Origin of the sequence: Nannocystis sp. RBIL2 (genome assembly GCF_026626745.1) — a bacterium.
Lineage (GTDB): Bacteria > Myxococcota_A > Polyangia > Nannocystales > Nannocystaceae > Nannocystis.
Map to the genome: position 1 here is coordinate 3,242,512 of NZ_JAPNJW010000002.1, position 11,712 is coordinate 3,254,223.

Genomic DNA, 11,712 nt, shown 5'->3' on the forward strand with positions numbered 1-11,712 from the left:
CGGGCAGCTCAATCCGACGACGATCCGCGCCCGCCCGACGGCGCGTTCGCAGCGGGCCCCGGGCGAATGTCGCCTGGGTCGTGGGCGCTGATCCGCACGAGCTCGCGCGGATCGACGGAGCGCCAGTCGTCCTCGGCGATCCACTGGAACTCTTCGGCAGCGGAGCTCCAAGCCAGATACAAATAGCGAAAGGTCCCGTGAACGGCCGCCAGCTTCGCCGCCTGTTCGCGCCCGACTCGCAGCTCACAGCGGTGCGGCCGCGCGAAGCAGCCCGCGAGCCCGAGCGATCCGAAGCTCCGTTCGCCGCAGCGGACGACATGCACGCGCAGCGGCACGGAACCGTCGCGGTGCCCGCCCTCGCCATAACGAAAGCCGCACTCCCAGGACGCACAGGTCCCGCCGTCTTCGACGTCGTCTCGCGGCTCGAGGCAGTGGGAGACGCACGCGGCGTCGGCCGTCAGGCCGTCGGGCAGGGCCTCGGTGCCCGCCAGCGCAGCCAGCCATGCGTGAGCGCGGCGCGACGCGTCCTCGCGCGAGAGCGTGCAGGCGGGACGGTCTTCCTGGGGTGGCTCGGAGGGTTGCGTCGGCTTCCCGTTCTTGTCCGGGCACGGGACCGCCTGACAGGCGACCGCGACGAGCCCGAGGAGGAAGAGACGCATCGGCGAGCGAATCGCAGGACGACCATCCGGCACGGAAACGAGCATACACCGCGTTTCCGACGTGTGCCCGGCCGCGACCGTTGCTACCTTCCGGCCGTGCATCCGCCTCACGACGCACCGCCCCCCCGTGCCTCGCGCGTCCGCTGCGTCCCGTTCGCGTTCGCAGTCTTGCTCGCTGCCTGCAAGCCCCCGTGCACGCGCTCGGCTGCCCCCGAATCATCACCGCCGCCGGTCGCCGCCTCGCAGCCCGCACCGCCCGTCGACCCGAGCACGCCTCCTTGCGAGGCCGTGCTGCGCGCCGCTCACGACGGCGGGCTGTGCCGCGCCGTCGGCACCTACGCGCTCCGAACGTTCACCGCGAAGGGCGGAGGGGCCGTCCTCGACGTCTGGCCGGTCGTGATCCTGGCCGACGGCCAGGCGGTGCTCCTGGAGAGCCTCTGGCACGAAGAGACCCGTCCCACACCACAACAGATCGCCGACCTCGAAGGCGAGCGCGTCGAGGTCGTCGGCGTGTTGCAGCCCGAGCCGCCCAAGCGCCCTGAGCTGGGCGCCCAGAACTTTATGATGCCCTGCCTCTCGCCGATCCACTCGATTCGCGTCCTCCCCGCCCCTCGCCCGGAGTGACGCCGCGAGCCACGCACGGGACGTCGCCGGGATCACGCGATCTTTCAAACATGTCCTCCGCGCCAGCGGGACTCCGCGCGCCACGCACCCCGAGAGTCCGCGCGCCGAACCCCGCGAGCGACTTGCTCGCACGCACATCAGCCCGGCCCCGCTGACTCGCTGACGCGGCGTCCCCACGCTGCCGTAAATAGGTGCGGTCCAATCGATAGCCCGCTCCGCGACGGCTTCCACCGGGGAGACCTGTGGCTCCCATCACCTACCCACCCCAGGGCTCGCGGGACATCCATCGATCGGCGCTCCGACAGCGCCTGGCGATCGAATCTCGAGAAGCAAAGCAAGGAGGAACCATGACACACCCGCATCACTCCGCCCGCGGCAATCGCGGGCGAACGCTCTCCCGGTCGGCGATCCAGCTCCCCCTGATCATGGCGTGGATACTGGCCCAACCTTCACCTGCGAACGCCGCGATGACCAAGATCGAGGCCGAGGGGGTCTACGACACCGAGGGCCTGTGCCCGCCTCCGCCCGCGCCGTTCGACGACTTCGTCGACTATCCCCCGATCGTGATCAGCGGCGACCTGGAGGGCTGCTGGTACACCAAGATCGACACTTTTAAAGATAACGGCCCGCCCAGCGGCATCTATTTGGAGACCGGCCGCGAGCTCTTCATCGGCGAGCTCGAGGGCGAGCCGATCCAGTTCACTACCACCTACAAGTTCGAGTCCAAGTGGGACCCGGAGATCACCGGCGGGGTCGAGGTGCACGGCCGCTGCCAGCACCCGATCGCCGACGGCTCCGAGGAGTTCGGCGACGTCACCGGGCGGCTGGACTTCAAGGACATCGTGGCCGAGGGCACCTTCGACATTCGGGGGCACATCCGCCGGCTCTGATGCCATCACCCGGTCGCAGACACCGCGAACTCGACTAGCGGACCGGGGCTCGGCACAGGCCCCGTGCGCACGAGGCTGGAAGGCGCGAATCTATTCATCAGCTCCCGAACGACGAGGAAGCGAAGTCGGCGTCGTGTTTGGGAAGGCAGGGCCGACCCCGGCCGACATGACATTTTCCTGGTTTCCAGGCAGACACAGGTTCAACTCTCCTCCCCGGGGATCAGGCTCGCAGACCCATCCAGCCGGACAGGATAAGACGTTGTCGCAGACCGTGATACAGATCTGGCCCAAAAGCTCTACCTGGTCGTCCTCAGGCGTGAGACACGTCGGTTGAAGGTTATCGAGTTTAGCGTGAGGTTCGCAGAGAGCTCCTTCTGCCTCACACTCGATCGTGCAATACCCTCTCTCATCCCCCGGGGTGGGTTGAAAGCAGAGACGGTTCTCGGGTCCGTCACCTACCACTCCCTTGCATTCCTCGTGCGAATAACAGATCGACCCATAGAGCGCGAAATCGCTCTGAAAACAGGCGCCCGTGCCGACGCACAGGAGCACCGATAGAAGCGCGCGTTCGAACATGAACGAGGATAGTAAAGGACCCGGGCGAGACTTCCAAGAGACGGTTGCGACCGCCCCCGCGATCCGGCAACCTGAGCCGAGATGCTCGGGTCCTGTAGTCTCCTATTCGGGCTGGCGCTCGCGACCGGAGGCGTCGCTAACTCCGCTCCCGATCCCAGCGCCTTGTACAAAGAAGCGGGCCGCTTGCGGAAGTCCGGCGACCTCGCGGGGGCCTCTCGCGCCTATGGACAGGCCCACGACGTCCTTCGCGCGAGCAATTTCGACCACAGCAACGTCCTGGACAGTCTCCTCGAGTCGGTCTCGCTGGCACTCCAGGTACACGGCGTGAAGCCGGACGTTCCGCTCCTGTGCGGCGCGCAAAAGCGCGTCACGGACTACGCAGCGGCCGCCGCCGCGCATAAAGCCCCTGCCGGGCCCGAGGTGGTCGATCTCATCGAGCAGGTGGACGCAGCCCTCGAGCGCTCGAAAGGCTTCTGCCATCTCCCCGCGGAGGCGCCCGCAGTGCCAGCCCCTGCGCCCTCCGAAACCTCGACTCAAGCAATCCAAACCCGCACATCCGACTCACCTCCGGCGACGGATACTCCAGAGGAGGCGAAGGCACAGCCAGAAGGCCCGGTCCCGCCGGATTCGTCACCTCCACCCGTCCCCCACCACCGACTATCTCCATTGCAAATCGCAGGCTACAGCAGCCTCGGCGTAGCAGGAGCCGGGGCCGTCTTGCTGCTCGTCGGCGTGGGAGTGGGCCTCAAGAAAGAACGCGACGGCGGCGATTACGGGCCGACGCAATATGGCTACGCCAGTTGGCTACAAGAAAACGTGATCCGCGGCGGCGGGCGAGCGAACCAAGTCGCCATCGCAGGCGCCACGATCGCGTCCGTCGCGGCGATCACGGCAGTGGCGTTGCTGGTCACTGCCCGCCAAAAAACTCGCAACTCGGCCCGGGTTCAGCTCGCGCCGTTACGCGTGAGCTTCTAGCCCTTCGAGCAACATGCAAGAACCCGCCCTCATCGGCTCGGTCCTCGATGGCCGCTACAAGATCCTCGATCGCCTCGGCGCTGGCGGTATGGGGGCAGTGTACCGGGCCGAGCACGTGATGCTCGGGAGTCAGGTGGCCATCAAGGTACTCCTGCCGAAGTTCGCCCACGACTCCGAATGGGTCCGACGTTTCCTGCTGGAGGCCCGAGCCGCGTCTCGCCTTCGTCACCCTCACATCGTCCAGGTCCACGATCTCGCCGCGCCCCATCAGGGTCTCGTTTACATGGTGATGGAGCTCCTCGAAGGCGAGAGCCTCCACGCGCTGTCTCGACGCGAAGGACCGCTGCCGTGGCAGCGCGTCGCGCGATTGAGCGAGCAGGTGGCCGACGCGCTCGCGGCCGCCCACGCTCGCGGCATCATCCACCGCGACATCAAGCCGCCCAACGTCTTCCGGATCGGAGGCGCGAACGACCCTGACTTCGTGAAAGTGCTCGATTTCGGGATCGCAAAATTCCTGGCGGACGCCAGCGGGGACGGCGAGGGCCCGCACACTGCGAGCGACATCTTGATGGGGACGCCGGAGTACATCGCCCCCGAGCTGATCGAGGGATCGCGTCCGGACGCCCGGGCGGATGTCTATTCGCTGGGCGTCATGATGTACAAATTGCTGACAGGGCGGGTCCCTTTCGTCGGTAATCACATCGTCGTCGCGTATCAGATCAGGAACGGCCCTCCCGCACCGCCGAGCCGACACCTGCCGCCCGGCGTCGTGCCCCCTGAAGTGGACACCTTGATCTTGCGAGCGATACGCCGAGAACGCGAAGAGCGCACTGCCAGCATGACGGAGCTCATCGCCGCGCTTCGCGCCTGCCGCGACATCCAACCGGTCGCACCGGACCCGCTCGCAACCACGGATCTGCAGGCGGCCCTGTCCGCCGCTGCAGCACCCACCCGGGTCACGCTGCAGCCCGTCGCCCCCGAGCGCGCGCGGCCCGACATCGTCGAGCCGCCGCCCATCGAGCACGACCTGAGCGAGGAGTCGACGCTGCGTCGTGACAAGTCGTTGCCGGCCGAGCCGATCACCGACGTCAAGGCGGCCGCGCAAAGCTCGGTCGTCGCCGAGGTTCAAACGGACAGAACCTCGCTACCCGAGCGCGCGTCGATCCCCGAGGCTCCTCCGCGGTCGCCGGTGCGAAGCCGCGTCGCCGTGGCTGCTTCCGTCGCCTTCTTCGCAGCCTTGACCACCACTGTCATGAGATGGGGCAGGAGCGACGATTCTGCGGGGAGCGGCGCGCTCGCGGACGATGGCCCGCCTCCGCTCATGATCGCGTCCTCACCGACAAGTGTAAGCGCCCCGCAGCCGATCACGACGACCATGACGGAGCCGGCCGAGGCGCCTCCGAAAGCTCCTGAGCCGGTCCCACCGCCGTCCACGGAGCCGGTAGCGACGACCTCGACGGAGCCAGCCGAGACGCTGCTGAAGACCGCTGAACCGACCCCACCTCCCCCTTCGGAGCCAGTCGCGGCTCCCCCTGCCCCGGTCGACCCGGTCCGCCCCAAGAGCGGTCCCTCGACCCGAAAGCGGCGCAGCGGCGGCTCCGCGACGGAAGTCAATCTCTCGCAGTCGCTCAGCAGTGCCGCGATCGTTCGCTACCTCGAGGCAATGGACGCCAAGATCCAGAAGGATTGCTTCCAGGCGCACAACGTCCTCGCGGAGACCACCGTCCAGGTCGCCGTATCCGTCGACCCCTCCGGACAAGCCCGCGTCAAACCGAACAAGCCGCGCTCGTGGCCGTCCGTCGCCTGCATCGTCAAGCTGGTCGAGAAATATACCTTCCCGCAGACTCAGCAAGGAGGAACGGGAGAGCACGTCTTCACTGCGCAAGGTAAATGACGCATTCGCGCCGAGCCCCTCCTCGCATCAATTCCTTCGCGCCAGCCCGGCGGCGCAGCGTCACTGCCCCGCCGCGGTCGCGAACCGCACCGCCACCAGGCTGTGCGGCGGCAGCGTCACTTGCACGCGCTCGCCTTCCTGCACGTATTGCGCCGGCTCGGGCGCGATCGGGAAGTACAGCGTGTTGTGATCGGCGGCCGGCGGCGCCCACTGACTCGCCGCGGTCGCGGTCCAGCCCGGGGGCAGGTCCAGCGTGAACGTGTGGCTGCGCTCGAGGTCGCGGTGCAGCGCGACCAGGCTGCCGGTCTCGCCGGCGGGGTCGACGAACGCGGCGGCGTGGACCAGCGGGACCGTCACCTTGTCTGTCCCGACGGTCATGTCTTGATCGATCTGCTTCGAGAACTCGAGCGGGGCCGCGCGCTCGAGCAGGTGTTCGCCGACGAAGCGGGTCGCCGCGTAGCTGGCCATCGGCGTGACCGTCTCGTTCTTGCCCTTGCGGAACGGGTTGTACCAGGGCTCGAGCAGTGGGTCGCGGTCGGGGCTGTCGATCGTGTCGTAGTCGAGGGCGGCGTGCTGGCAGGCAGCTTCGACCCCGAGCTGCGCGTACAGCAGCAGCATGCCGGCGAGGCCGAGGCCGACCACGGCCTCCCGACCGCGCTCGAACTGGCCGCGCGAGGACGTGCCGGCGACGTGGTACTCGGTGACCACCAGCTCGAGCCCGGGGCGCACGGCGTCGAGGGCCGCGCGGGCGCGGGCGAAGCCGGGGCGGAACACCTCCGTGCCGGCCAGCGCGAAGAACAGATCGTTGGGGTCGGTCCAGCCGAGCGCCTTGGCGTCGTCGACGAGGTAATGATGGACCACCGCGCCGGCGACCGCCGGGTCCTTCAGCAACGGCGCCAGCGCCTGCACTGCCGCCTCGACGCCGCCCCACCCGTCCATCGACGCCTGCGCGAGCGGGACCCAGAAGCGGGCCTCGGGCTCGACTGCCTTGACCGCGGCCACGTACTCGAGCGCGCGCGCCGCGAAGTCGGCCGCCGAGGCGCTCGGCTTGCCCGACCACTTCGGGTCGCCGCCGTGCTTGGCCTCGGGGTTGGCGTACGCGTAATCGCCGTCGGCCGAATAGCCGGTGTTCCACGCGGCGTAGGGCTCGCTGCCGAGCTCGAACAGGGTCTGGCGATACGGCTGGTCCTGACCCCAGTGCAGGCGCGCGGCCACGTCGACGTCGTCCGCGTCGGTGCCGTTGAGGTGGGTGACGTACGCGGCCGCCTCGGCCGCGGTACCTGACCCGAAGTTCAGGGTCACGATCGGCGCCGCGTCGGCGTCCTGCATCAACGCGAAGTACTCGAAGGTCGCCATCTCGTCGCCGGCCGCCGGCGCGTGGCCGGGCTCGACCCAGCGATAGAAGTGATAGCCGTCCTCGCCGCGCGCGCCGTCGATCTGCAGGCCCGAGAAGCGCATCAACGGCGCCCGCCCGTGGCCCGGCCGCGCCTCCGCGAACGCCTGCGCCGCCGCGACCTTGTGCGGCGTCCGCCACTCGGGGTGCAGCGGGTCGCTCTCCGGCGCGTAGGCGGTGCCGCGGCCGAGGTTCCAGCCGACCAGGTCGCCGACCGGCTCGCCCGGACGGGTGAAGTCGAGGCTGGCGTGCACGTCGCCCATCATCACCGGCGCGTCGTCGGTCGAGCTGCCGAGCACGCCGAAGGTCGTCTGCGGCGGCGGGAGCGAGTTGCACGCGAGCAGCAAGAGACCGGGGACCAGCGACGCGACCCGACCCATGGACATCGCGCTGTGAATACCACGATCAGGGATCGCCGTAGAAGCGCTTTCGCACGACCTCACCGGACCTGTCGCGCTCTCTGTCCCGGAAGTCATGTGGTATCGGGGGGGGCCCATGCGCCTTCGCTCGCCCCGCACGGTCCTCACATTCGCGGCCCTGGCCGCGCTGGGTTGTCCGCGGCCCTCGGCGAGCGAGGCGCCCGCGCGGACGTCCCCGCCGATCGCCGCCGACCTGGTCATCCGCGACGTCCGCCTGTTCGACGGCGCGGCGGTGGTCGCCCGCACCTCCGTCGCGGTCCGGGACGGCGTGATCGTGGGCGTCGGCCCCGACCTCGCGGTCGCCGACGGGGCCACAGTGGTCGACGGCGCCGGCCGGACCTTGCTGCCGGGGCTGATCGACGCCCACACGCACATCCAGTCGCCGGTCCAATTGCGCCAGGCGCTGGTGTTCGGGGTGACGACCGAGCTCGACATGTTTACGCTGCCGGCCGTGAGCGGGCCGCTGCGCAAGGCCGTCGCCGGGGCCGGCGGGCGCGCCCTGGCCGACTTCCGCAGCGCCGGCATCCTCGCCACCGCGCCGGGCGGCCACGGCACCGAGTACGGGTTTGCGATCCCCACCCTCACCGGCCCCGACCAAGCGCCGGCGTTCGTCGCGGCGCGCCTGGCCGAGGGCGCCGACTACCTCAAGATCGTGCTCGACGACGGGTCCGGCTTCGGCCGCAGCATGCCCACCCTCGCCGTCGACACCGTGCGCGCCCTGGTCGAGGCCGCCCACGCGCGCGGCCTGACGACCGTGGTCCACGTCAGCAGCCAGCGCGAGGCCACCGCGGCGCTCGAGGCCGGCGCCGACGGCCTCGCCCACGTGTTCCTCGACGGCCCGGCGCAAGGCGCGTTCGTGGCCCTGGCGCGCGACAAGCGGGTGTTCGTGGCCGACACCCTGGCGGTGGTGCTCGGCCTGTGCGAGCCGGGCCGCGGCAAGGCGGTCGCCGAGGATCCGGAGCTGAAGCCGTTCCTCGGGCCAGCCGACGCGCGAGCCCTGTCCGCGACCTGGCCGAGGCCTCTGCCGGCGAGCGCGTGCGAGGGCGCTCTGGCGACCGTCGGCGCGCTGCACCGCGCCGGCGTGCCGCTGCTCGCCAGCACCGACGCGCCCAACCCGGGCACGGTCCACGGCGTCTCGCTGCACGACGAGCTGGCCCTGCTGGTGCGCGCCGGTCTGCCGGCGACCGCGGCGCTGGCGGCGGCCACGTCTGTCCCCGCGGACAGGTTCAAAATGGGCGACCGCGGCCGCGTGATCGCGGGCAAGCGCGCCGACCTGCTGCTGGTGCGCGGCGATCCGACCACCGACATCACCGCCACGCGCGCGATCGAGGCGGTGTGGAAGGCCGGGCACCGGCTCGACCGCGACGGCTACCGCAAGGCGGTCGCCGACGAGTACGCCGCGCTGGAGGCCCGGCGCGCCGCCCCGCCGCCGCCCGGATCGGAGTCGGGCAAGATCGCCGCCTTCGAGGCCGGCAAGCTCGCCGCGGAGTTCGGCGCCGGCTGGCAGCCGGCCACCGACGCGCTGATCGGCGGCACCTCGACGGTCGAGCTGAACCTCAGCAAGAAGGGCGCGCGCAAGAGCAAGGGCGCGCTGCGGATGAGCGGCGCCGTGGCCGAGGGCGAGCAGCCGAAGTGGGCCGGGGCGATGTTCTTCCCCGGCGCCGCGCCGATGCAGCCGGCCAACCTCGGCAATTTCACCAAGCTGGTGTTCGCGGCCCGCAGCGACGGCGCGAGCGCGCTGACCGTGATGGTGTTCGCCGAGCAGCTCGGCATCGCGCCGCTGCGCAAGGAGATCGCCGTCGGCCGCGAGTGGGCCGAGCACACAGTCACCTTCGCCGAGCTCGGCGGGCTCGAGCCCCACGACGTCCTCGGGCTGTTCTTCGGCGCGACCCAGGCCGGCCCGTTCGCGCTCGAGCTCGACGACGTCCGCCTCGAGTGAGAGCGAATGTCCCTCGAGACATGTTCTCGGGGACACGCTGCCTCACGCGCCGAGAGTGGCGCGCGCTCCGGGCCCATTCAGGGCAGCCAGAGGATCGCCACGAGCTCGTCGCTGACGCCGACGATCGCCGGCTCGGGCGGCCCGTACTCGTCGGGCGCAGGGGCCCACCAGGTCGGCTCGACGCCCTCCCACAAGCCATGGGTAAACCACTCGCGCAGGGCCGGGAGGTCGATCATCAGGCCTGCGAGTGCCGGCTGCCCGAGCGCGTGGAGGTAGCCGCCGGCCTCGGCGGCCGCGCGCGCGGCCGCCTCTTCGTCCTCGATCTCGGCGATCCGCTCGGCCGCGCCGGCGAGCACCGCGTCGATGCAGCGCTGTGGCTCGTCGCCGACCCGCGGCTCCCAGGACGCGTCCATGAAGTCGCCCCAGCGCGAGTCCTCCGAGGTGTTGTCCCGGAAAAAGACCGCGATGAAGGCCTGCACGATCTGCCGGTGCACTGCGAGCCGCGCCTGCGGATCGGAGCCGGCTGCTGCCAGGGCCTCGCGCAGCGAGGCGTCGAGGACTTCATCCAGCAGCGCGGCCTTCAACCACGCGCCGTCGTGGCGCGGATACCACAGCTCGCGGATGTGCTCGACCAGCGCCGCCTGCCGGGCTTGCCGGGTCGGTCCCGGTTCTCGTTGCATCGGGCGACTGTATCCCGGCGGCGAGCGCGGCACGCGAGCTTCGGGCTGCGCCGCCTGCCGTCCCCGCCCCCACCTGCCCGCTCGGCCGCGCGCCCGACCTCGACGTCCCGGCGGCGCTGCGGGCGCTTGACTTCATCCCATGTAACATTTAGACGTTAACCTAAACGTCCAAATGAACGCAGTCACGACAACCCGGGAGGTGCCGGCTGGCGCTCACAGTTCGGCGAGGCGCGCCAGGTAGGCGCGCCAGACGTCGCGCTGGAACACCACGTGGGCGAACTTGCCGTCGCGGACGATCTCGACGAGGCCCGCGGTCTCGAGCTCCTTGAGGTGGTGGGAGATCGTCGCCTGGCTGACCCCGTGGCACTCCACGATCGCCGCGCAGGGCATCTGCTGCGTGCGGTCGGCCGCCAGGTCTTGCAAGATCCGGAAGCGCCGCGGCTCGGCCAGGGCGCTCGAGATTCGCTGGACCTGCTTGTCCGTCAAGCGGAGCATCGCTGACAGCGTAACACGGGGACCGCCACGGCTCTAGCCGGGGCGGTCGGCCGTGTGCGCGGTCACGAGGGCTCGAGCGGGCGAGGCCGGCGCGGACGAATCGAAGAAAATCTGGGACGCGATTTGACTTCGCCCGGATCGTCATTTAGACACTCATCGAACGGTCGAACTGATAACACAACGAGGAGAGCGAAGATGGTCGAGTCATTGAAGGGCAAGGTCGCGGTCGTCACCGGCGCGTCCAAGGGCATCGGCGCGGGCATCGCCCGCGCGCTGGCGGGCGCCGGCGCGGCGGTGGTCGTCAACTACGCCAGCGACAAGGCGGGCGCCGAGCGGGTCGTCGCCGCCATCACCGAGCAGGACGGCAAGGCGTTCGCGGTCCAGGGCGACGTGTCGAAGGCGGCCGACGTGAAGCGGCTGTTCGCCGAGGCCAAGCGGGTGTTCGGCCGGCTCGACGTGCTGGTCAACAACGCCGGGGTGTTCCGCTTCGAGCCGTTCGAGGCCGTCACCGAGGCCGAGTACCGGCGCCAGTTCGACATCAACGTGCTCGGGCCGCTGCTCGCGGTGCAGGAGGCGCTGAAGTACTTCGGGCCCGAGGGCGGCAGCGTGATCAACATCGGCTCGACCGTGACGCGCAAGCCGGTCCCGGAGTCGGTCGTCTACACCGCCAGCAAGCACGCGGTCGACGGCCTCACGCAGACCCTCGCGCTCGATCTCGGGCCGCGGAAGATCCGCGTCAACTCGATCAACCCCGGCGCAGTCGACACCGAGGGCGCGCGCACGCTGCAGATCCCCGAGTCCGACTTCGCGCGCGAGCTGATCGCGGCCACCCCGCTCGGCCGTCTCGGCCAGGTCGACGACATCGCCTCGGTGGCGGTGTTCCTCGCCTCTCCTGCCTCGGGCTGGCTGACGGGCGAGCTCCTCAGCGTGTCCGGCGGGCTGCGCTAAAAGCCTGCCTGGGAGACGCGGGACTGAGGGCGCGAGGCCGTGGAGGGCGACAGGCTCACGGCCTGGCGCCGGCCGCGATGAATTTGCGGAGGGGCGCGATCGACACACCGGCGGCGATCACTGGACGACTGGAGGCGGTCTGCGCCGCCTCGCGCGAGGCCGGCGGCGCCGCGTCGCAGCGGCTCGCGGGCACCGTCGTGCTGCCGGACCTGCGGCGGCG

10 protein-coding genes are annotated in these 11,712 nt (G+C 70.2%); 6 read left to right on the forward strand and 4 right to left on the reverse strand.

Features of this window, described 5'->3' with window-relative positions:
* Nucleotides 1-8: 8 nt before the first annotated feature.
* Nucleotides 9-761, reverse strand: coding sequence for a hypothetical protein (locus OV090_RS38075; RefSeq protein ID WP_267709675.1), 753 nt, complete (start codon nt 759-761; stop codon nt 9-11).
* Here OV090_RS38075 and OV090_RS38080 point away from each other — a divergent pair.
* The 4 genes from OV090_RS38080 to OV090_RS38095 all read left to right on the forward strand — a co-directional run bounded on the left by OV090_RS38080 (nt 756) and on the right by OV090_RS38095 (nt 5,618).
* Nucleotides 756-1,283, forward strand: a complete 528-nt coding sequence (locus OV090_RS38080; protein ID WP_267709677.1) for a hypothetical protein — start codon at nt 756-758, stop codon at nt 1,281-1,283. The genes OV090_RS38075 and OV090_RS38080 overlap by 6 nt on opposite strands.
* A gap of 467 nt (nt 1,284-1,750) precedes the next feature.
* Nucleotides 1,751-2,173, forward strand: a complete 423-nt coding sequence (locus OV090_RS38085; RefSeq protein ID WP_267709679.1) for a hypothetical protein — start codon at nt 1,751-1,753, stop codon at nt 2,171-2,173.
* A 738-nt stretch (nt 2,174-2,911) separates the two neighbouring features.
* Nucleotides 2,912-3,724, forward strand: a complete 813-nt coding sequence (locus OV090_RS38090; protein ID WP_267709680.1) for a hypothetical protein — start codon at nt 2,912-2,914, stop codon at nt 3,722-3,724.
* A gap of 13 nt (nt 3,725-3,737) precedes the next feature.
* On the forward strand, nt 3,738-5,618 hold the full coding sequence (locus OV090_RS38095; RefSeq protein ID WP_267709686.1) for a serine/threonine protein kinase: 1,881 nt from the start codon (nt 3,738-3,740) through the stop codon (nt 5,616-5,618).
* A gap of 60 nt (nt 5,619-5,678) precedes the next feature.
* Here OV090_RS38095 and OV090_RS38100 read toward each other — a convergent pair whose 3' ends face one another.
* On the reverse strand, nt 5,679-7,397 hold the full coding sequence (locus OV090_RS38100; RefSeq protein WP_267709688.1) for a hypothetical protein: 1,719 nt from the start codon (nt 7,395-7,397) through the stop codon (nt 5,679-5,681).
* A gap of 109 nt (nt 7,398-7,506) precedes the next feature.
* Between OV090_RS38100 and OV090_RS38105 the strand changes: the two genes are divergently transcribed.
* Nucleotides 7,507-9,369 (forward strand): amidohydrolase family protein, encoded by a 1,863-nt coding sequence (locus tag OV090_RS38105; RefSeq protein WP_267709690.1) that lies wholly within the window; start codon nt 7,507-7,509, stop codon nt 9,367-9,369.
* A 77-nt stretch (nt 9,370-9,446) separates the two neighbouring features.
* Here the strand turns inward: OV090_RS38105 and OV090_RS38110 are convergent, their stop codons facing one another.
* Both OV090_RS38110 and OV090_RS38115 read right to left on the reverse strand, forming a co-directional pair.
* Nucleotides 9,447-10,049 (reverse strand): hypothetical protein, encoded by a 603-nt coding sequence (locus tag OV090_RS38110; RefSeq protein ID WP_267709692.1) that lies wholly within the window; start codon nt 10,047-10,049, stop codon nt 9,447-9,449.
* Between the two features lie 213 nt (nt 10,050-10,262).
* Entirely contained in the window at nt 10,263-10,544 is a 282-nt protein-coding gene (locus OV090_RS38115) for a helix-turn-helix domain-containing protein (protein WP_267709694.1), read from the reverse strand.
* A 195-nt stretch (nt 10,545-10,739) separates the two neighbouring features.
* On the opposite strand from OV090_RS38115, the gene OV090_RS38120 reads away from it, so the two are divergent.
* The gene (locus OV090_RS38120) at nt 10,740-11,492 is read left to right on the forward strand and encodes a glucose 1-dehydrogenase (RefSeq protein WP_267709696.1); all 753 of its coding nucleotides are present in this window, start codon (nt 10,740-10,742) and stop codon (nt 11,490-11,492) included.
* Nucleotides 11,493-11,712 lie beyond the last annotated feature (220 nt).